Genomic DNA, 20,297 nt, shown 5'->3' on the forward strand with positions numbered 1-20,297 from the left:
CGTGTCGCGCTCGGTGCACATATCTGTGCGCACGACACCAGGACCGGGGATCCTGCTGCTGACCTTCTCGGCGGCCCGGTTGGGGCGGGCGTTCGAGCGAATCGGGTCTCCCTGCACGGCGTGCAGATCCAGGCGAGGCACATCGTGGCCGCTGAGCATCCCAGCCGGCACGGTGAGCACCGGGTGGAGGAGACGCGATTCAGGAGTCAAGATGGGCCGCACCCGACGACCTTCTCGGGGCAACCCGGATATCTTGGCAGACTCCCGGGGTCACGCCAAATCGTTCCCGGTTCGCCCCGATGGTCGGCGCGGTCTGACACGATGACGGTCGAGTAAAGGACCAGCGTCTCACCGGCGCACCCACCCCCAGGAGTCGCGATGTCCGACGGCATGCCGCCGCCACCCGGCTGGCAGCCGCCTCCCGAGGCCGCTCCTGGGCAGCAATCCCCTCCCCCGGGCTGGCAGCAGGCTCCTCCGCCCTCACCGCAGCCGGGCCTGCCGCCGTCCGGCCCGGGCCACCCGGGGCCGCAGTACGCCGCTGCGCACAAGCCGGGCGCCATCGCGCTGCGCCCGCTGCGGCTCGGCGACATCTACGACGGCTCGTTCCGCGTGATCCGCTACAACCCGCGCGCCACGGTGGGGGCGGCCCTGGTCGTGGCGTCGGTCGCGATGCTCGTGCCGGTGCTCGTCACCGCGGTGCTCACCTGGACCCTCGGCACCTCCCTCGAGTTCGAGACCGACGCCCGTGGCAATCCCACCGATCTCGCCGGGGTCGCCGGGGCGCTCGGCGCCTACGGCTCGCTGCTGCTCGGCGCGTTCCTGCAGCAGATCGGTCTGCTGCTGGTCTCGGGCATGGTCGCCCACGTGGTGGCCGCCGCCGCCATCGGCCGCAAGCTCACCCTCGGCGAGGCCTGGGCCGCCACCCACGGCCGGCGCTGGCGGCTGGTGGGCCTGACCGTGCTGCTCACCGCCACTCTGCTCGCGCTCGCGCTCTACGCCGCGACCTTCTTCGTCCTCTACTTCGTGGGGGCGAGCGTCCTGGTCTACGTGCTGTACAGCCTGGTCACCGGACCGCTGCTCATCGTCGGCCTCCTCGTGTTCTGGGTGCGCGTCTACTACCTGGCCGTCCCGTGTCTGGTGCTCGAGCAGCTGGGCGTCTGGGCCTCGTTGCGGCGCTCGGCGTCGCTCACGAAGGGTCACTTCTGGCGCACCCTCGGCATCGGGCTGCTCACGGTGATCATCGCGGGGGTGGCCGGGCAGGTGCTGGGAGTGCCGGTCAGCCTCATCGGCAACGTGGCCGCCGTGCTCGTCGACCCGGCCTACAGCCTGCTCGTGCTCATCGTGGCGCAGGCGATCGGCAGCGCGCTCTCGGGTGCCCTGGTCGCACCGTTCTCGACCGCCGTCTCGGCGTGCCAGTACCTCGACCTGCGCATGCGCAAGGAGGCCTACGACGTCGACCTGATGACCCAGGCAGGCCTCACCGGCCCATGATCGCCACCCTGGCCGCTCGGGTCTCGCTCGTCGCGGGCGGCTCGCCGCTCACGCCGTCGCCGGACGACGCGCGCAGCCAGCTGCGTCGTGAGCTGGTCGACCCCGACTACCACCGAAGCGACCCCGTCCAGGCCGTGCTCGACGGTGTGCAGCGGCTCATCGACGGGGTCTCCCGGGCAGGCGGTACCCAGCGACCGGTCGTGCTCGTGGCCTCCCTGCTGCTCTTCGCCCTGCTCGTGCTCGGACTCGGCTGGCTGCTCTCCCGGGCCCGCCGCACGGCACGTCGCCCCGGCTCGGACACCCCGGTGCTGCACGACGTCTCGCTCACCGCCGCCCAGCTGCGGGCCCGGGCCGACGCCGCCCTGGCCGAGGGCCGCTTCGACGACGCCGTGGTCGACGGCTTCCGGGCGCTCGCCGTGCGCGAGGCCGAGGCGGGCCGGCTCGTCGACGCCCGGAGCGCCACCACGCGCGAGGTGGCCACTCGGCTGCGGGAACGGCACCTCCGGCTCGACGCGCAGGTCACCGCCGCGGCCACCACGTTCGACCTGGTGCTCTACGGGCACCACGCCGCGAGTGCGCGGCAGGCCCGAGACGTCCTCGCCCTCGACGACACACTGGTGGGCGCCCGATGAGCGCGACCACGACCGCCACCGCCAGGTCCGCGGCTGCGCCGTCGCCCCGCGGGCGCCGCGGTCGACGCTTCGGCACCCTGCTCATCGTGGCCGGGCTGGTCTCGGCGGTCGTGGTGGCCCTCGCCGTCGGCGGCGACGCCCCTCGCACCGGGTTCCTCGACCCCGACAACCCCGACCCAGCGGGCGCCCAGGCGGTGGCCCGGGTGCTGTCCGACGACGGCATCGAGGTGCAGGTCGTGCGGTCTGCCGCCGCTCTGCGCGCGGCATCGTCCGATGGCGACGCGACCGTGCTGGTCACCTCGCCCGAACACCTGGGCCGCAGCACCGCCCGTCACCTGCTCGCCGAAGCGGCTCCCGGCACGCTGGTCATCGCCCAGCCCGATCTGCTGGCGCTCGACGCCCTCGACCTCGATCTCGACACCTCCTACGCCCCCGAGCTGGGCGGCAGCCCGGTCGAGGCCGACTGCGACCTCCCGCAGGTCGTGGGCCTGCGCCTCGAGGTCGACCGGCCCACCGGGTACTCCGGGCGCAGCGAGCAGAGCTGCTTCGGCGCGGACCCCTCGCTGCTCGTCGTGCGCGATGGCATCACCGTGCTGGGCGCGAGCGAACTGCTGAGCAACGACCAGATCGTGCGCGCCGACAACGCCGCCATCGCACTGCGGATCCTCGGCCAGCGCGACCGGCTGGTCTGGTACGTGCCGTCGATCGAGGATCTCCAGGGCGACGACGCCGCCACGCTCGGGTCGCTGCTGCCGCCGTGGCTCGGGCCGGGGGTCGTGCTCGTGCTGATCGCACTCGTGGCCCTGGTGCTCTGGCGCGCCCGGCGCCTGGGCCCCTTGGCCACCGAGAACCTGCCGGTGGTGGTGCGCGCCGCCGAGACCACGCACAGCCAGGGCCGGCTCTACCGGCGCGCCGGTGATCGAGAGCACGCGGCAGCAGCGCTGCGGCGCGCGACGCGACGACGTCTCACGACCCGTCTGCGGCTGGGTCGCGAGACGACCCACGGCACCTTCGTCCTGGCCGTCGCGGCCGCGACGGGCCGCGCCGAGCGCGACGTGGCCGCGCTGCTCGCCCACGACTCGACCCCCGAGACCGACGCCGACCTGGTGTCGCTCGCCGACGCCCTGCACACCCTCGAGAAAGAGGTACACCCGTGACCGACCCGTTCACGTCGGACTCCTCCCCCCACCACCGCACCCCCGAGGTCACGGAGGCCGCCCGCGATCGGCTGGGCGCCGTCCGGGCCGAGGTGGCGAAAGCCGTCGTGGGGCAGGACGCCGCGGTCTCCGGGCTGCTGGTGGCGTTGCTGTGCGGTGGGCACGTGCTGATGGAGGGTGTGCCCGGCACGGCGAAGACCCTGCTGGTGCGCACCCTGGCCGCCAGCCTCTCGGTGGAGTCTCGACGCGTGCAGTTCACGCCCGACCTCATGCCCGGCGACATCACGGGCTCGATGGTCATCGACAACCGCGAGGGAGAGCTGCGCTTTCGCGAGGGTCCGGTGTTCACCAACCTGCTGCTCGCCGACGAGATCAACCGCACGCCGCCGAAGACCCAGTCGGCGCTGCTGGAGGCCATGGAGGAGGGCCAGGTCTCGATCGACGGCGTCTCTCGGCCGCTGCCGGCGCCGTTCCTCGTGGCCGCGACCCAGAACCCGGTCGAGTTCGAGGGCACCTACCCGCTGCCCGAGGCCCAACTCGACCGGTTCCTGCTCAAGGTCGTGCTGCCCGTGCCCGAGCGAGAGCAGGAGGTCGAGATCCTGGCCCGGCACGCGGGCGGCTTCGACCCTCGCGACGTCGCCGGCGCCGGGGTCACCGCCGTGGCGAGCGCCGACGACATCGCCGCGGCGCGGGCCGCGGTCGGCGCGGTGCAGGTGTCCTCGGAGGTGCGGGGCTACATCGTCGACATCGCCCGCGCCACGCGTCAGTCGCCGTCGCTCTCGATGGGGGTCAGCCCGCGCGGCGCCACCGCGCTCCTGCGCTCGGCGCGCGCGTGGGCCTGGCTCAACCGCCGCGACTTCGTGACGCCCGACGACGTGAAGGATCTCGCCCACGCCACCTTGGCCCACCGGCTGGGCCTGCGGCCGGAGTCCGAACTCGAGGGCGTCGAGGTCGGCCAGGTGCTCGCCTCCGCCGTCTCGTCGGTGCAGGTGCCCCGCTGACCCATGGCGATCACCGGACGTCTCCCGTTGCTGCTGCTCGCCGGCCTCGTGCCGGTCGTGCTGGTGGCGCGCGGGAGCACGCCCTGGTTGTGGCTGCTGGTCGTGCTCGCCCTGAGCGGCCTGGACTGGCTGGCGGCGCCGGCACCGCGGACACTCGAGATCGCCCGCCGCTCCCCGGGGGCGACCAGGCTCGGCACCCCGGCGACCACCACGCTGCTGGTCACCAACGCCGGACGACGCCCCGTGCGGGCACTGGTGCGCGACGCGTGGCAACCGACCGCCGGCGCGAGCGGTAACCGACACCGCGTCCGGCTCGCAGTCGGCGCCCAGATCGCATGCGCGACCCCCCTGCTGCCCCGGCGCCGTGGCGATCTCCGCGCCGTGGGCGTGACCGTGCGGACACGAGGCCCGCTCGGCCTGGTGTGCCGGCAGCAGACGCGCGACGTGCCGGGTACGGTGCGTTCGCTGCCGCCCTTCGAGTCGCGCAAGCACCTGCCCTCGCGACTGGCCCGGCTACGCGAGCTCGACGGCCGAGCGGCCGTGCGCGTACGCGGCGAAGGCACCGAGTTCGACTCGCTGCGCGAGTACGTGCAGGGCGACGACGTGCGTTCGATCGATTGGCGCGCCTCGGCCCGGTCGCGCTCGGTGGTGGTGCGCACCTGGCAGCCGGAGCGCGACCGACGCGTGGTGCTGGTGCTCGACACCTCGCGCACCTCGGCCGGTCGTGTCGCGACGTCCGGGATGCAGGACGACGTCGACGGCGTGCCCCGGCTCGACTCCGCGATGGACGCCGCGCTGCTGCTCGGCGCGCTCGCGGCCCGGGCCGGTGATCGGGTCGACCTGGTCGCGGGCGACCGACGGATCCGCTCCCAGGTGCGGCTGCACGCCGCTCGCGACATCGCCGCACGCATGCAGGACGCCATGAGCACCTTGGAGCCGGTGATCGCCGAGGCCGACTGGTCGGCGCTCGCCGGGGCGGTGCAGGCGCTCGGGCGTCGCCGCGCGCTCGTCGTCCTGCTGACGCCGTTGGAGCCGACCGCGGTGGAGGAGAGCCTGCTGCCCGTGCTGCCGGCGCTGACCCGCTACCACCGGGTCGTGCTCGCCTCGGTACGTGACCCCGAGCTCGAGCGGCTGGCGGGGGTCCGCGACACGATCGACGACGTGTACGCCGCGGCCGCCGCCGAGCAGGCCCTGGCCCGGCGTCGACACACCGCCGACATGCTCGCCGCGTTGGGTGTCGACGTGGTGGATGCCGACGCCGAGTCGCTGCCGCCCGCCCTCGCCGACCACTACCTCACCCTCAAGGCCCGCGGGCTGCTGTGAGGTTCCGCCGAGCCCGCGGGCGAGAAGCCTCTAAGGTGAAGAAGTGGACTTGGACGCCTACGTCGCAGCGCACCTGCCGGCGTGGCAGCGCCTGGAGTCGCTGACGCGGCAGCGGCGGCTGACCGGGGCCGAGACCGACGAGCTGGTGGAGCTCTACCAACGGGTGGGCACGCACCTCTCCGTCGTCCGCACCAGTGCCCCCGACCCGAGCCTGGTCGCCTACCTCTCCGCCACCCTGGCGAAGGCCCGCACCCGCGCGGCCGGCACCCGTTCGGTCGGGTGGCGCGGCGTGGCCGGGTTCTACACCGAGCGCTTCCCGGCCGCCCTCTACCGGTTGCGGTACTGGTGGCTGGGCTGCCTGGCCGGCAACGTGGTCGTGACGGCGGTGATGATGCTGTGGCTGCTCGACCACCCAGACGTCGAGCAGTCGCTGCTGAGCCCCGGCGAGATCGACCAGTTGGTCAACCACGACGTCGAGGGCTACTACAGCGAGTACGCCGCCAGCCACTTCGCCGCCCAGGTGTGGGTCAACAACGCGTGGGTCGCTGCGCTGTGCATCGCTTTGGGCATCCTCGGACTCCCGGTGCTGTGGCTGCTGTTCCAGAACGTGGCCAACCTGGCGATCATCGGTTCGATCATGACCCGGCACGACCAGGGGCAGCACTTCTGGGGCTTGATCCTCCCCCATGGTCTGCTCGAGCTGACGGCCGTCTTCGTCGCCGGCGGCACCGGCCTGCGGCTGTTCTGGTCGTGGGTCGAGCCGCGCGAGCTCACCCGCACCCAGTCGCTGGCCCGCGAGGGCCGCACCGCGGGCACGATCGCGCTGGGGCTGGTCGCCGTGCTCGCCGTCTCCGGCGCCATCGAGGGTTTCGTGACGCCGTCCCCGCTGCCCACGTGGGCGCGCATCGGCATCGGCGTCACCGCCGAGGTGGCGTTCTGGGCCTACGTGTTCGTGCTGGGCAGAGCCGCCGCGCACCGCGGTCACACCGGTGACCTCGGCGCACGCGTGCTGGAGGACAGAGTGGCGACGCAGGCATGAGCAGCCCGTACCGCGCCACCGGCACGCCCGAGCGCGCCCTGCTGACCGACGACGACCTGGTCACCGGCGACGCCGTCGCCCTCGACCTGCCGGCGGCCGGGTTGGGCGCACGCCTGGTCAGCGGGCTCCTCGACGTGGTGGTGACCCTGGTGCTGCTGGTCGCACTCGCGATCGTCGTGTTCATCGTGGTGCTGCGGCGCGACGGCGCGATCCAGCACATCGGGTTCGTGCTGCTGATGGTCTTCACGTTCCTGGTGTTCCCGACGGCGCTGGAGACGCTCACGCGTGGCCGCTCCCTGGGCAAGCTGGCGATGGGTCTGCGCACCGTGCGCGACGACGCCGGGCCCATCACCTTCCAGCACGCCTTCACCCGGGCTCTCATCGGGTTCGTGGAGATCTACGCCTTCAGCGGCGTGCCCGCCTTCTTCGCGGCCCTGCTCAACGGCCGCGGCAAGCGCCTGGGCGACTACGCGGCCGGCACCTACGTGGTGCGGGAGCGGATGCGCCTGGACCTGCCCCGCCCGCCGATGATGCCGCCGCCGCTGCGCGCCTGGGCCGACTCCGCCGACATCGCGGCCCTGCCCACGGGCCTCGCGATCGCCGTCCGCCGCTACAACGCCCGGGCGGGAGAGATCAGCCCGCAGGCCCACGCCGAGGTCGGACGCCGTCTCGCCGCTCAGGTCGTCGGGTTCGTCGCCCCGCCCCCACCCCCCGGCACCCCGGACTGGGCGTTCCTCGCCGCGGTGGCCGCCACCCGGCGCGAGCGCGACCAAGCGCGCCTGGCGCGTGAGCAGTCGCTTCGTCGCCGACTGACGGCCGCGGCTCAGACCCGGCGGTAGGCCAGGTCGGTGATCGACCGGCCGGCGTCGAGGCCCTTGCGCTCGAAGCGGGTGACCGGACGCTCCGACCACCGTTCGACCTCGCCACCGGCCAGCGCGGGCTCGGCGTCGAGCACCTCACGCATCTGCTCGGCGTAGTCGGCCCAGTCGGTGGCCAGGCGCCAGACCCCGCCCGGACGCAGCCGCGATGCGACCAGCGCTGCGACCTCGGCCCGCACGAGCCTTCTCTTGTGGTGCCGGGTCTTCGGCCAGGGGTCGGGGAAGAAGGTCCACACCTCCTCCAGCGACGCCGGGCCGAGCAGGTGCTCGAGGCTCCAGCGGGCGTCGACGGAGCAGAATCGCACATGGGTGGCGCCCGCCCTGGCGACGCGCCAGAGGGAGTCCGCGACGCCGGGGCGCCAGACCTCGAGGGCCAAGACGTCGCGATCGGGGCGTGTGGCCGCCAGAGCGGCCGTGGCCTCGCCGACGCCGGACCCGATCTCGACGATCAGCGGCGCGGTGCGCCCGAACCAGTCGGCCAGCGCGAACCCGGGCTCGTCGACGGCGTCCTCGGGGATCACCATCTGCTCGTGGTGCGCCGTCCACGACTCCGCCTGCCGCGGGGTGAACCGGGCGCCACGCCGGGAGTAGCTGAGCACCTCACGCATCCGGCGGCCGTCGTCGGTGAGCCGCTGGTGCGGCCGCGCGGGGCGCGAGGCGGCCTGGGCCTGCGTTTCGTCGGACACCCGCCGGATTGTTCCAGTGCGGCCCAGCCAGGTGCCATTCCTGGGGAACCCACGAGGGGCCACCAACGCCAAGCCCCCCGAACCCGAGGGCTCAGGGGGCTTGGCGGTGTCGACCAGGTGGTCAGGTCACTTGTTGATCTTGGTGACCCGGCCGGCGCCGACGGTACGACCACCCTCACGGATGGCGAACCGCAGGCCCTCGTCCATGGCGATCGGCTGGATGAGCTCGACCGTCATCTCGGTGTTGTCGCCCGGCATGACCATCTCGGTGCCCTCGGGGAGGGTCACGACGCCGGTCACGTCGGTGGTCCGGAAGTAGAACTGCGGACGGTAGTTGTTGAAGAACGGCGTGTGACGGCCGCCCTCCTCCTTCGAGAGGATGTAGACCGAGGCCTCGAAGTCGGTGTGCGGGGTCGTGGTGCCCGGCTTGGCCAGCACCATGCCGCGCTCGACGTCCTCGCGCTTGGTACCGCGCAGGAGCAGACCGACGTTCTCACCGGCCTGGCCCTCGTCGAGGAGCTTGCGGAACATCTCGACACCGGTGACGGTGGTCTTGGTGGAGCCCTCGCGGATACCGAGCATCTCCACCTCCTCGTTCACCTTGATGATGCCGCGCTCGATACGACCGGTGACCACGGTGCCGCGGCCGGTGATCGTGAAGACGTCCTCGACGGGCATGAGGAACGGCTTCTCGGTGTCGCGCTCGGGCTGCGGGATGTACTCGTCGACGGCCTTCATGAGCTCGTTGATGCTCTCGGCCCACTTGGCGTCGCCGTTGAGGGCCGGGAAGGCGGCAACCTGCACGACCGGGACGTCGTCGCCGGGGAACTCGTACTCGGAGAGGAGCTCGCGCACCTCCATCTCGACGAGCTCGATGAGCTCCTCGTCGTCGACCATGTCGCACTTGTTGAGCGCCACGACCAGGGCGGGCACGCCGACCTGGCGCGCGAGCAGCACGTGCTCACGCGTCTGCGGCATCGGGCCGTCGGTGGCGGCGACCACGAGGATCGCGCCGTCCATCTGGGCCGCGCCCGTGATCATGTTCTTGATGTAGTCGGCGTGACCGGGGCAGTCGACGTGCGCGTAGTGGCGCGCCTCGGTCTGGTACTCGATGTGCGCGATCGAGATCGTGATGCCGCGCTGGCGCTCCTCGGGGGCCTTGTCGATGGAGTCGAAGGGCGACTCCTCGTTGAGGTCCGGGTAGGTGTCGTGCAGCACCTTCGAGATCGCTGCCGTCAGCGTCGTCTTGCCGTGGTCGATGTGACCGATGGTGCCGATGTTGACGTGCGGCTTGGTCCGCTCGAACTTCGCCTTAGCCACTGCTGGCTCCTCCTGGGTTGTTGATTCTGCTTAGTGGATGATTCTGGTGGATGCCGAGGGCTCGGGCCTACTCGCCCCGGACCTTCTTGACGATCTCGTCGGCGATGTTCGAGGGAACCTCGGCGTACGAGTCGAACTCCATCGAGTACGAGGCCTGGCCCGAGGTCTTGGACCGCAGGTCTCCCACGTACCCGAACATCTCTGAGAGCGGCACGAGGGCGGAGACGACCATGTCGCCGTGCCGCTCCTCCTGCGCCTGGATCTGGCCGCGCCGGCTGTTGATGTCGCCGATGACCGTGCCGAGGAAGTCCTCCGGCGTGGTCACCTCGACGGCGAACATCGGCTCGAGCAGCACGGGCTTGGCCATCCGGCAGGCCTCCTTGAAGGCCTGGAGTCCGGCGATCTTGAAGGCCAGCTCGGAGGAGTCGACGTCGTGGTAGGCGCCGTCCTCCAAAGCGACCTTGACGTCGACCATGGGGTAGCCGGCGAGGACGCCGAACTCCATGCCCTCCTGGGCACCCTGGTCGACCGAGGGGATGTACTCGCGCGGGACGCGACCACCGGTGACGTTGTTGGCGAACTCATAGCCCGCACCGGTGCCGGTCTCGGGGTCGATGTTCGGGCCGATCGAGATGACGACCTTCGCGAACTGACCCGAACCACCGGTCTGCTTCTTGTGCGTGTAGGAGTGGTTCGTGACGTCGCGACGGATGGTCTCGCGGTAGGCCACCTGCGGCTTGCCGACGGTCGCCTCGACGCGGAACTCGCGCTTCATGCGGTCGACGAGGATGTCGAGGTGAAGCTCACCCATGCCGGCGATGATGGTCTGGCCGGTCTCCTCGTCGGTCTTCACCGTGAAGGTGGGGTCCTCGTCGGAGAGTCGCTGGATGGCGGTGGAGAGCTTCTCCTGGTCGCCCTTGGTCTTCGGCTCGATGGCGACCTCGATCACCGGGGCCGGGAAGGTCATCGACTCCAGCACGACCTGGTTGTTGCTGTCGCACAGCGTGTGGCCGGTTTTGGTGTCCTTCAGACCCATGACGGCGACGATCTGGCCGGCGCCGACCGACGCGATCTCCTCACGCTTGTTGGCGTGCATCTGGTAGACCTTGCCGATCCGCTCCTTGCGGCCGTTGACCGAGTTGACGACGGTCGAGCCGGCCTCGAGGACGCCGGAGTAGACGCGCACGTAGGTCAGCTTGCCCAGGTGCGGGTCGGCGGCGATCTTGTAGGCCAGGCCGGAGAACGGCTCGTCGTCCGAGGGCTTGCGCTTGATCTCGGTCTCCTCGTCGCCCGGCTTGTGGCCGACGATCGCGTCGACGTCGAGCGGGCTGGGGAGGTACTTGACGACGGCGTCGAGGAGGGGCTGGACGCCCTTGTTCTTGAACGCGGTGCCACAGAGGACCGGGTTGAGCTTGTCGGCCAGGGTGGCGCGACGGATCGCGGTCTCGAGCTCGGCGACGGTGAACTCCTCGCCCTCGAGGTACTTCTCCATGACGTCGTCGTCGGCCTCGGAGAGGGTCTCGAGCAGCTTCTCGCGGTACTCCGCTGCCTGCTCGGCCAGCTCGGCGGGGATCTCCTCGACGGTGTAGTCCTCACCCATCGTGGTCTCGCCGCGCCAGGTCAGCGCGCGCATGCCGACCAGGTCGACGACGCCGAGGAAGTCGCTCTCGGCACCGATGGGAAGCTGGAGCACCAGGGGCGTGGAGTTGAGGCGCTCCACCATCATGTCGACGCAGCGGAAGAAGTCGGCACCGGTGCGGTCGAGCTTGTTGACGAAGCACATGCGGGGCACGGAGTACTTGTTGGCCTGGCGCCACACGGTCATCGTCTGGGGCTCGACGCCCGCGACACCGTCGAACACCGCGACGGAGCCGTCGAGGACGCGCAGGGAGCGCTCCACCTCGGCGGTGAAGTCGACGTGCCCAGGGGTGTCGATGATGTTGATCTGGTGGTCCTTCCACCAGCAGGTGGTCGCGGCGGAGGTGATGGTGATGCCGCGCTCCTGCTCCTGCTCCATCCAGTCCATGACGGCGGCACCGTCGTGGACCTCACCGATCTTGTAGGAGATACCGGTGTAGAAGAGGATGCGCTCGGTCGTCGTCGTCTTGCCGGCGTCGATGTGCGCCATGATGCCGATGTTGCGGACGACGTTGAGGTCGGTGGTGATGTCGACAGCCACGATGTAGTCGCGTTCCTTAGGTGTCGTTGGGGCGGTGGGGGCGGGCCGCCGGGGTCACCGGCAGCCCGCCGGAGCTCACCAGCGGTAGTGGGCGAAGGCCTTGTTGGACTCGGCCATCTTGTGGGTGTCCTCGCGCTTCTTCACCGCGGCACCGAGGCCGTTGGAGGCGTCGAGGATCTCGTTCATCAGCCGCTCGGACATCGTCTTCTCGCGACGGTCGGCGGCGTAGCCGACGAGCCAGCGCAGCGCGAGCGTGGTGCCGCGCGTGCCCTTGACCTCGATCGGCACCTGGTAGGTCGCACCGCCGACGCGGCGGGACTTGACCTCGATGGCCGGCTTGACGTTGTCGAGCGCACGCTTGAGCGTGACGACCGGGTCGGTGCCGGTCTTCTCACGAGCACCCTCGAGAGCGGAGTACACGATGCGCTGCGCGACCTGCTTCTTGCCGTCGCGCAGCACCTTGGAGACCAGCTGGGTGACCAGCTGGGACCCGTAGACCGGGTCGACGTCGATCGGCCGCTTCGGAGCGGGGCCCTTGCGCGGCATTACTTCTTCTCCTTCTTCGCGCCGTAGCGGCTGCGCGCCTGCTGACGGTTCTTGACACCCTGGGTGTCGAGGGTGCCGCGGATGATCTTGTAGCGGACGCCGGGAAGATCCTTCACACGGCCACCGCGCACGAGCACGATCGAGTGCTCCTGGAGGTTGTGGCCCACGCCGGGGATGTAGGCAGTGACCTCGACGCCGCTGGAGAGACGCACACGGGCGACCTTGCGCAGGGCGGAGTTCGGCTTCTTCGGCGTGGTGGTGTAGACGCGGGTGCAGACGCCACGGCGCTGCGGAGACCCCTTCAGGGCAGGCGTCTTGTTCTTCGACACCTTGTCCTGGCGGCCCTTGCGGACCAGCTGCTGAATGGTGGGCACCGGGTGGTTCCCCTTCTGTTTCGCTCTCTCTGCGTGACGATCTGCCTCGCAGGTCGGTGGCCGCTCACGACTCGACATCGCTCGCGGCCCGGCGCGCCCGGGAGGTGCTCAGCCGAGCCACTGCTCACCCCCGAGGTCGGGCGTGTCGACCCACGGTGGTTCAGGGCGCGCGCAACGGCCTGGTTGACCCAGACACGAGGACCGAGGCTACCCGTCGCCTAGGGGGTGGTCAAAACGGTTCGCGACCGCCTGTGCAGGCGGGCGTCGACGTCGCTCCTCACCGCGCTGTCGAGGTGCGCGAGCAGGGCGACCGCCAGCACCGCGCCGAATGCCGTCAGGCCTCCCCCGATCAGCAGGGTCCATCGCGGACCGACGTGCTCACCGATCCAGCCGATCAGGGGCGCGCCCAGCGGCGTCCCGCCCATCACCACGGTCATGTAGAGCGCCATGACCCGACCTCGGAAGGCCGGCGCCGACCCGAGTTGCACCGTGGCGTTCGCGCTGTTGAGCAGGGTGAGCGTGCAGAACCCGATGACGGGGGCGAAGAGGGCGAAGGCGGTGTAGGACGGCAGCAGGCCGGCCACGATCTCGGCGGCCCCGAAGCCGAGGGTTGCGAAGAGGAGCAAGCGGAAGCGCACCCGCACCCTGCGGGCGGCCAGGAGCGCCCCGGTGAGTGAGCCCACCGCCAGGGCCGAGCCGAGCAGTCCGAACTCGCCGGCGCCCTTGCCGAACACCTCGGTGGCCATGAGAGCCGAGGTGACCTGGAAGTTCATGCCGAAGGTGCCGGCGAAGAACACCAGCACCAGCACGGCCAGGAGCTTCGGCTGACTGCGCAGGTAGGCGACGCCCTCGCGGAGCATGCCCGGCGTGCGGGCCACGCGGTCGGGGCTGTGCAGCAGGTCCGGGTCCATGCGCTGGAGCTGTGCGATGACGGCGAGGTAGGAGACGGCGTTGATGAGAATGACCCAGCCGGTGGCGGTGACGCCGCCGCCGAGCGCGCCGATCATCAACCCGGCGAGTGCGGGGCCGAGCATGCGGGCGGCGTTGAACGACGCGGAGTTCAGGCCGACGGCGTTGGCGAGGTCGTCGGGACCGACCATCTCGGAGACGAAGGACTGCCGCGCCGGGGCGTCGAAGGCGGAGCCGATGCCGAAGGCGAACGCCAGCACGTAGACGTGCCAGGTCGAGGCGACGCCGGTGACGGCGATGACGCCGAGCAGCAGGGCCGCGGCGGCCAGCGACAGCTGGCTGAGCTGGAGCAGCCTGCGCTTGGAGAAGCGGTCGGCGACGACGCCGGCGTACGGGCTGAGCAGCAGGACGGGCAGGAACTGCAGGCCGGTGGTGATGCCGAGGGCGGTGCCACCGCCGCCGAGACTGAGCACCAGCCAGTCCTGGGCGATGCGCTGCATCCAGGTGCCGGTGTTGGAGACGACGCTGCCGGCGAGGTAGAGGCGGTAGTTGGGGTTGGCCAGGGATCGGAACGTGGGACTCGTGGTGTCACTCCTTGGAAGCGAGGTGGTCGAGGATCGGAGCCGCGGCCCGGAGCGTCTCGCGCTCGGCGGGGGTCAGGTCGGCGAGGCGGCGGGCCAGCCAGGCGTCGCGACGGTCGCGGTCGGCCAACACGGTGGCTCGCCCGGACTCGGTGAGCGTGATCAGCTTGATGCGGCCATCGGACTCGTGGGCCCGGCGGACGACGTACCCGCCCTCCTCGAGACAGTTGATCGTGCGGGTCATCGAGGGCGGCTGCACGCGCTCGTGCTCGGCCAGCGCGCCGACCGTCGCCTCACCGGTGCGGTAGAGCACGCCCAGCACCGCCATCGAGCCCAGCGACAACTCGTTGTCGGGGTGCCGCTCGGCCGCCAGGCGACGCCGCAACCGCATCACACCCACCCGCAGCTCGCTCGCCAGGCCCGCGTCGGTGCGGGAGGCGTTCTCGATGGTCGGCATGATGGTTAGCCTAACTCATTACTGCCGCTAAGTATTCCGGTGCAGCCGTTGACGTTTGGGACCAATCGAGCCGTTTCGACCGGTACACCACTGCAGTTCTCGACCAAACCTGGCGAGCTAGGTGCCCTCAGGTGAGCCAGTGGGTGAGGGGCTCGATGGCGAAGTAGACGACGAACAGCCCGGCGACCACCCACAGCAGGGGGTGCACGGCGCGGGCCTGGCCGCGCACGACCTTGATGACCACGTAGGCGAGGAAGCCGGCCCCGATGCCGACGGTGATCGAGTAGGTGAAGGGCATCAGCACGATGGTCAGGAAGGCCGGGAGCGCGATCTCGACGTCGTCCCAGGCGATGTCCTTGACCTGCTGCATCATCAAGAAGCCCACCAGCACCAGGGCGGGCACGGCCGCCTCGGAGGGGATCACCGCCACGAGGGGCGAGAGGAACGTGGTGAGCAGGAACAGCACCCCGGTGACGATGGACGCCAGCCCGGTGCGCGCACCCTCCCCCACACCCGAGGCGGACTCGATGTAGGAGGTGTTCGACGAGACCCCGCCGAGGCCGCCGGCGATGGCTGCGACGGAGTCGACCACCAGGATCGACTGGGTGGACGGCGGGATGCCGTCCTCGTCGTTGAGCCCGGCCTCGGCGCCGATCGCGGTCATCGTGCCCATCGTGTCGAAGAAGTCGGCCAGCATGAGCGAGAAGACCAGCAGCAGGGTCGCGATGACGCCGAGTCCGGGTGCGGAGAACGCGCCGGTGAGCGACACCGTGCCCAGGGTGCCGAAATCGGGTACGTCGGCGATGGCACCCGGCCACGTCGGGGTGCTCAGCGACCAGGTCTTGGGCGCGAAGACCGCCTGCACGACGAACGCGAGGACCGTCGTGGCCACGATCGCGACGAGGATCGCACCCTTGACCTGCCGCACCCACAGGGCGACGACGAGCACGAGGCCGGCCGCGAACACCAGCACCGGCCAACCGGCGAGGGTTCCGCCGTTGCCGAGCTGCACCGGGACGGTGGTCTGGGCGGCGTCCGGGATGCGGGTCACGAAACCGGCATCGACGAAGCCGATGAGAGCGATGAAGAGGCCGATGCCGACCGAGATCGCGACCTTGAGCTGTCGGGGCACCGCGTGGAACACCGCGGCACGGAAGCCGGTGAGCACGAGCACCAGGATCACGATGCCCTCGAGCACGACCAGCCCCATCGCGTCGGCCCACGTCGAGCGGGTGGCGATGGCGACGGCGACGAAGGCGTTGAGGCCGAGCCCGGTCGCCAGTGCGAGCGGGAACCGCGCCACCGCCCCCATGGCGATGGTCATGATGCCCGCGACGAGGGCGGTGCCTGCGGCGATGGCGGGCAGGTTGGAGCCATCACCGCTGCCGCCACCGAGGTAGCCGCCGGTCGAGTCGGGCACGAAGCCGAGGATGAGCGGGTTCAGCACGACGATGTAGGCCATCGTCAAGAAGGTGACCACCCCGCCGCGGATCTCGCGGCCGAGCGTCGACCCGCGAGCGGTGATGTGGAAGTAGCGGTCCAGGGCGCCGGCGTCGGCCGGAGTGGTGGTCGTCACGTGGCCTGACCCTCGCCAACGGCGCGCCTGCTGTCAACGTGGCGGAGGGTCGTCCAGGGGGACGCCCCGGACACGATCGGTCGAGAACTGCCTCCGCACGGGGCTCTCGTGCTGTGGGTCGGCCCCCGCGGCGGCACCTCGACAGCCGGTAGGGTCACCCGCGTGGATCTGCGCGATGACCAGGCCGGCACCCAGGAGGTCGGCCGACGCACCCTGGTGATCGCCGACGTGGAGCCACTCGACGTCGACGGCGTGCGCACCGTGCTGGTGGGCACCGCGCTGTTCGGTGTCGCCTTCGTGGCGTTGCTGCCGTTCTACGGATCCCTGGCCGATCACGGACGCGCCTGGTGGCTGTGGACCGCGCTCGCAGGGTTCGGACTCGGCCTCTTCGGGCTGGAGTACTGCCGCCGACGTGTGCGCGTGCGGGCCGCCCGCGAGTTCGACACCAGCGACGGCGACGCAAGCGACGCGCCGTGATCGACCTGCCCCAGAGCCGGTGGGCCCTGGCCGGCCGTGCGGCCACCGACGGCTTCGGTCGACGCTTCGGGGAACTCGTGGCCTCGGGCACCGACGTCGACGGCGAGGCACGACTGGCCGATGCGCTGCTGCCCCGCGGCGCCCGAGTGCTCGACGTCGGCGCCGGCATGGGGCGGGTCACCGCAGCCCTGGCCGCCCGTGGCCACACCGTGGTCGGGATCGAGCCCGATCCGGTCCTCGTCGAGCAGGCCCACTCGACCTATCCCGGAATCGACGTGCTGCGCGCCGACGTGCTCGAGCTGGATCGAGGCCGGGCTGGCGACGAGCTACTCGGCGAGCGTCCGCACGCCTTCGATCTCATCGTGGTCGTGGGCAACGTGATGGTCTTCCTGGCCGAGGGCACCGAGCGCCGCACACTGTCGCTGCTGCGGGACCGGCTGGCTCCCGGTGGCCGGATCCTCCTGGGGTTCCGGCTCGTCGGTCCACCGGAACACGCCCGTCGCTACCCGGCCGAGGAGTTCGCGGACGACGCCGCGGCCGCCGGACTGCGCGTCGATGCGCGGTTCGGCAGCTACGAGCTGCACGCCCCGAACGACGAGTACACCGTGTGGTTGCTCAGCGCCGAGCCGGACAGCTGATCAGGTCGAGGAATCGACGCGGCCGATGGCGCGTCCGCGTCAGAAGCCCTCGTAGTTGTCGCTGGCGAGGTCGTCGACCAGCGGCTCGGGAAGCGGTTGCGGCTCGTGCTTCTTGGCCAGTCGCACCTCGGAGTGCGCACCGCACCCGTGGTCGAGCGAGACCACTCGGCCGTCGTCGTTCGCGTCGCCGTTGGCGCACACGCCGAACAGCTCGGCGAGAGGGCCGTTGAGGCGCATCAGGAAGCCGCACGTGGTGCACTTGTCGGGCGCCGACTGCGCGATGGGGGCGGACGGGCCGCCGGTTCCCTCGTACCAGCGCTGCGCGGCGAGCTCCCGCCCCTCGGGCGAGAGGGTGCGGGAGCGGCCGAGACCGAGGTCTCGTGCCACGTGGCGCACCTGGGCCTTGGCGTCCTGGTCGAGCGGGTCGTCGCCGAAGGAGTAGGTGGGCACCAGTCGCGGGTCGTCGTCGTCGACCGGCAGCAGGTCGCCCGGCGAGAGGTCGCCGGGCTTGATCCGCTCGCGGTAGGGCACCCACGAGGGCGCGACGATGGCCTCGGCTCCGGGCACGAGCACGATCTCGTCGACGGTCACGGCCTTCTGGCGCGAGGCCCGGGTCACGGTCACCGACCAGCGCCAACCGGCGTAACCGCGGCGCTCGCACGCGAAGAGGTGCGTGACCAGACGCTCGCCCTCGATCTCGTGACCGAGGTGCTCGCCGACGTCGGCGGTGTCGACGTCCTCGAGCAGGGCGGCGCGAGCGACGTCGATGGCGTTCACGACGGCGGAGTCGGCCTTGGCGCGGGCGAGTGTCCTCACGGCGAGACATCATGCCTGTTGCCCCCGCGTGCTGTCAGGTCGACCGGCTGTTCGGCGTCACGATCGGCGGCACGTCGGCCGGGTGTCCACCATCGGCGGACCTCGCGAGGCAGGATGGGGCCATGACCTCTCGCCCCTCGCAGCAGCACGACACGCTGCCCGAGGACGACGCTCCCGAGGCCATCGACCCGGACGCCGCGACGACGGCCGATCGTGCCCGTGCGGTCGGGCGCGGCCTGGGCTCGAGCGCCCGCGTGACGGCGCGCGGCGCCGTCGGCATGGCCCGCGCCACCGGCCGCGCGAGCCGGTACGTCGGCCGCCAGGCTCGACGCGCCGCCGACGCCGAGGGGGCCGCGGAGTCCGGCCTGAACCGACTCATCTACATGCACTTCTTCAACACCGCGGGCGATGCCGCGGTGGCGATCTCGCTGGCCGGCAGTCTGTTCTTCCAGGTGCCCTCGGGTGAGGCTCGCGGCCAGGTCGCGCTGTTCCTCGGCCTCACGATGCTGCCGTTCGCGATCGTGGCTCCGCTCCTCGGACCCTTCCTCGACCGGTTCAGCCACGGCCGCCGTTGGGCGATCGGCGCCACCATGGCCACGCGCGCCTTCCTGGCGTGGGCCCTGGCCGGCGCCCTGGCCGGCGGCGACTCGCCGTGGCTGTTCGCAGCCGCGCTCGGGGTGCTGGTGTCGTCGAAGGCGTACGGCGTCACCCGCGCCGCCGCCGTGCCGCGCCTGCTGCCCGACGGCTTCACCCTGGTCAAGGCCAATGGACGAGTGTCGCTGTCGGGCATCGTCGGCGCGACCGTGTCGGCTCCGATCGCGGCTCTCGCGTCGTTCGCCGGCCCCCAGTGGTCACTGCGCTACGCCTTCGTGCTCTTCGTCGTCGCGACCGTCTGCGCCATCCGGTTGCCGGTCCAGGTCGACTCCTCGGTCGGCGAGGGCGAGCTGGTGCTGTTGGGCCACGCCTCGGCGGCCCGGCCGGGGCGGCGTCCACGCACGCGGATCCCCGCCGCGGTCGCCTATGCGCTGCGCGCCAACTGCGGGCCCCGGTTCCTCACCGGCTTCCTCCTCATGTTCATGGCGTTCCTGCTGCGCGAGAATCCGCCGCAGAGCAGCCTCTCCGCGCAGGTGCTCACCGGTCTCGTGGTCGGTGCCGCCGGCCTCGGCAACGGCGCGGGCGTGGCGTTGGCGTCCGCCCTCAAGCGCATCGACCCCGCCCGCACGGTGGTGGTCGTGTTGGTCGTCGACTCGGCACTCGCTCTCGTGGCGACCGTGTTCTACGGCGTGCTGCCCCTCGTGCTGCTCGGCCTGGCCGCCGGCCTCACCCAGACGCTGGCGAAGTTCTGCCTCGACTCCACCATTCAGCGCGACATCCCGGCGCGGGTGCAGGCCAGCGCGTTCGCCCGTAGCGACACCACGCTCCAGTTCGCGTGGGTCATCGGCGGGTTCATCGGCATCGCGCTGCCGCTCTCCCCCGCTCAGCTCGGGCTCGGCGTGGCCGCCACCGTGGTCACGGCCTGGACGGCGTTCGTCGTCCTCGGCACCCGGCCCACCCGCTGACCCGGCGCCAGTTTTCAACTGACCCGGCGCCAGTTTTCACGTGACCCGGCGCCAGTTTTCCACTGACCTGCCACAACTTTTCGTGCGGAAAACTCGTGGCAGGTCAGCTGACAATTCGTGACGGCTCAGGTGAAAACTCGCGGCAGGTCACGCGAAAACTCGCGGCAGGTCACCCGAAAACTCGCGGCAGGTCACCCGAAAACTCGCGGCAGGTCACCCGAAAACTCGCGGCAGGTCACCCGAAAACTCGTGGCAGGTCAGCTCTCGAGCTCGTCGGCCAGGGCGCGGAGCACCTTGGCGGTGGCGCGGGCCGCGTTGCGCTCGGGGTGGCGTCCGTGGCGGTAGGCCTCACCCGTGGCGTCGAGCAGGCGGATGGCGTCCTCGACGATGACCTCCATCGCCTCGGGGCTCTTGCGCTTGGCCTGGGCGCGGTTGCGCGAGACCGACGCCGGGGCGTCGAGCACGCGGACCTGGAGCGCCTGGTCGCCCCGGCGGCCCTGGGCGATGCCGAACTCCACGCGCGTGCCGGCCTTGAGCGCCTCGGTGCCCTCGGGCAGCGCGTCGGAGCGCACGTAGACGTCGGGGCCGTTCTCCTGGGAGAGGAAGCCGAAGCCCTTCGCGGGGTCGTACCACTTCACCTTGCCAGCGGGCACAGCAC

20 protein-coding genes are annotated in these 20,297 nt (G+C 71.2%); 10 read left to right on the forward strand and 10 right to left on the reverse strand.

Annotated features, from left to right (window positions below; translation table 11 throughout):
* Positions 1-378: 378 nt before the first annotated feature.
* Genes ISG29_RS14950 through ISG29_RS14980 form a run of 7 tightly spaced genes read left to right on the forward strand, consistent with a single transcriptional unit; the run spans position 379 to position 7,482 of the window.
* Positions 379-1,491 carry a glycerophosphoryl diester phosphodiesterase membrane domain-containing protein gene (locus ISG29_RS14950; RefSeq protein WP_194504250.1) on the forward strand — a complete coding sequence of 371 codons (1,113 nt, stop codon included), beginning with the start codon at positions 379-381 and terminating at the stop codon, positions 1,489-1,491.
* Positions 1,488-2,123 carry a DUF4129 domain-containing protein gene (locus ISG29_RS14955; protein WP_194504251.1) on the forward strand — a complete coding sequence of 212 codons (636 nt, stop codon included), beginning with the start codon at positions 1,488-1,490 and terminating at the stop codon, positions 2,121-2,123. The genes ISG29_RS14950 and ISG29_RS14955 overlap by 4 nt, the downstream gene beginning before the upstream one ends.
* A complete protein-coding gene (locus ISG29_RS14960; protein WP_194504252.1) occupies positions 2,120-3,280 on the forward strand; it encodes a DUF4350 domain-containing protein in 1,161 nt (386 codons plus the stop codon). Before ISG29_RS14955 ends, ISG29_RS14960 begins: the two co-directional genes overlap by 4 nt.
* A complete protein-coding gene (locus ISG29_RS14965; RefSeq protein WP_194504253.1) occupies positions 3,277-4,281 on the forward strand; it encodes an AAA family ATPase in 1,005 nt (334 codons plus the stop codon). The genes ISG29_RS14960 and ISG29_RS14965 overlap by 4 nt, the downstream gene beginning before the upstream one ends.
* A gap of 3 nt (positions 4,282-4,284) precedes the next feature.
* Positions 4,285-5,604, forward strand: coding sequence for a DUF58 domain-containing protein (locus tag ISG29_RS14970; RefSeq protein WP_194504254.1), 1,320 nt, complete (start codon positions 4,285-4,287; stop codon positions 5,602-5,604).
* A 43-nt stretch (positions 5,605-5,647) separates the two neighbouring features.
* Entirely contained in the window at positions 5,648-6,643 is a 996-nt protein-coding gene (locus tag ISG29_RS14975) for a stage II sporulation protein M (RefSeq protein ID WP_194504255.1), read from the forward strand.
* Positions 6,640-7,482, forward strand: coding sequence for an RDD family protein (locus tag ISG29_RS14980; protein WP_194504256.1), 843 nt, complete (start codon positions 6,640-6,642; stop codon positions 7,480-7,482). The genes ISG29_RS14975 and ISG29_RS14980 overlap by 4 nt, the downstream gene beginning before the upstream one ends.
* Here the strand turns inward: ISG29_RS14980 and trmB are convergent.
* The 8 genes from trmB to ISG29_RS15020 form a co-directional block, all read right to left on the reverse strand.
* Positions 7,467-8,207, reverse strand: a complete 741-nt coding sequence (gene trmB / locus ISG29_RS14985; protein WP_328829363.1) for a tRNA (guanine(46)-N(7))-methyltransferase TrmB — start codon at positions 8,205-8,207, stop codon at positions 7,467-7,469. The genes ISG29_RS14980 and trmB overlap by 16 nt on opposite strands.
* A gap of 126 nt (positions 8,208-8,333) precedes the next feature.
* Positions 8,334-9,527: an elongation factor Tu gene (tuf, locus tag ISG29_RS14990; RefSeq protein ID WP_194504257.1), complete on the reverse strand. Its 1,194-nt coding sequence runs from the start codon at positions 9,525-9,527 to the stop codon at positions 8,334-8,336.
* Positions 9,528-9,594: 67 nt separating this feature from the next.
* Positions 9,595-11,706 (reverse strand): elongation factor G, encoded by a 2,112-nt coding sequence (gene fusA / locus ISG29_RS14995; RefSeq protein WP_194504258.1) that lies wholly within the window; start codon positions 11,704-11,706, stop codon positions 9,595-9,597.
* A gap of 75 nt (positions 11,707-11,781) precedes the next feature.
* Positions 11,782-12,252 carry a 30S ribosomal protein S7 gene (rpsG, locus tag ISG29_RS15000; RefSeq protein WP_194504259.1) on the reverse strand — a complete coding sequence of 157 codons (471 nt, stop codon included), beginning with the start codon at positions 12,250-12,252 and terminating at the stop codon, positions 11,782-11,784.
* Positions 12,252-12,626, reverse strand: coding sequence for a 30S ribosomal protein S12 (gene rpsL / locus ISG29_RS15005; RefSeq protein WP_194504260.1), 375 nt, complete (start codon positions 12,624-12,626; stop codon positions 12,252-12,254). The genes rpsG and rpsL overlap by 1 nt, the downstream gene beginning before the upstream one ends.
* A 218-nt stretch (positions 12,627-12,844) precedes the next feature.
* The gene (locus ISG29_RS15010) at positions 12,845-14,098 is read right to left on the reverse strand and encodes an MFS transporter (RefSeq protein ID WP_194504298.1); all 1,254 of its coding nucleotides are present in this window, start codon (positions 14,096-14,098) and stop codon (positions 12,845-12,847) included.
* Between the two features lie 25 nt (positions 14,099-14,123).
* Positions 14,124-14,573: a MarR family winged helix-turn-helix transcriptional regulator gene (locus tag ISG29_RS15015; RefSeq protein ID WP_194504261.1), complete on the reverse strand. Its 450-nt coding sequence runs from the start codon at positions 14,571-14,573 to the stop codon at positions 14,124-14,126.
* 127 nt (positions 14,574-14,700) lie between these two features.
* Complete coding sequence (locus ISG29_RS15020) at positions 14,701-16,149, reverse strand: NCS2 family permease (RefSeq protein WP_194504262.1); 1,449 nt, start codon at positions 16,147-16,149, stop codon at positions 14,701-14,703.
* Between the two features lie 162 nt (positions 16,150-16,311).
* On the opposite strand from ISG29_RS15020, the gene ISG29_RS15025 reads away from it, so the two are divergent.
* Positions 16,312-16,626, forward strand: coding sequence for a DUF2530 domain-containing protein (locus tag ISG29_RS15025; protein WP_328829370.1), 315 nt, complete (start codon positions 16,312-16,314; stop codon positions 16,624-16,626).
* Entirely contained in the window at positions 16,623-17,264 is a 642-nt protein-coding gene (locus tag ISG29_RS15030; RefSeq protein WP_207793160.1) for a class I SAM-dependent methyltransferase, read from the forward strand. The genes ISG29_RS15025 and ISG29_RS15030 overlap by 4 nt, the downstream gene beginning before the upstream one ends.
* Before the next feature lie 39 nt (positions 17,265-17,303).
* On the opposite strand, the gene ISG29_RS15035 is transcribed toward ISG29_RS15030, so the two are convergent.
* On the reverse strand, positions 17,304-18,080 hold the full coding sequence (locus ISG29_RS15035; RefSeq protein WP_194504263.1) for a DUF3027 domain-containing protein: 777 nt from the start codon (positions 18,078-18,080) through the stop codon (positions 17,304-17,306).
* A gap of 122 nt (positions 18,081-18,202) precedes the next feature.
* Between ISG29_RS15035 and ISG29_RS15040 the strand changes: the two genes are divergently transcribed.
* The gene (locus ISG29_RS15040; RefSeq protein ID WP_194504264.1) at positions 18,203-19,639 is read left to right on the forward strand and encodes an MFS transporter; all 1,437 of its coding nucleotides are present in this window, start codon (positions 18,203-18,205) and stop codon (positions 19,637-19,639) included.
* 257 nt (positions 19,640-19,896) lie between these two features.
* Here the strand turns inward: ISG29_RS15040 and ISG29_RS15045 are convergent, their stop codons facing one another.
* Positions 19,897-20,292 carry a cold-shock protein gene (locus ISG29_RS15045; protein WP_194504265.1) on the reverse strand — a complete coding sequence of 132 codons (396 nt, stop codon included), beginning with the start codon at positions 20,290-20,292 and terminating at the stop codon, positions 19,897-19,899.
* Between the last annotated feature and the right edge of the window lie 5 nt (positions 20,293-20,297).

The organism is Nocardioides acrostichi, from assembly GCF_015319165.1.
In the GTDB taxonomy this organism is placed as follows: domain Bacteria; phylum Actinomycetota; class Actinomycetes; order Propionibacteriales; family Nocardioidaceae; genus Nocardioides; species Nocardioides acrostichi.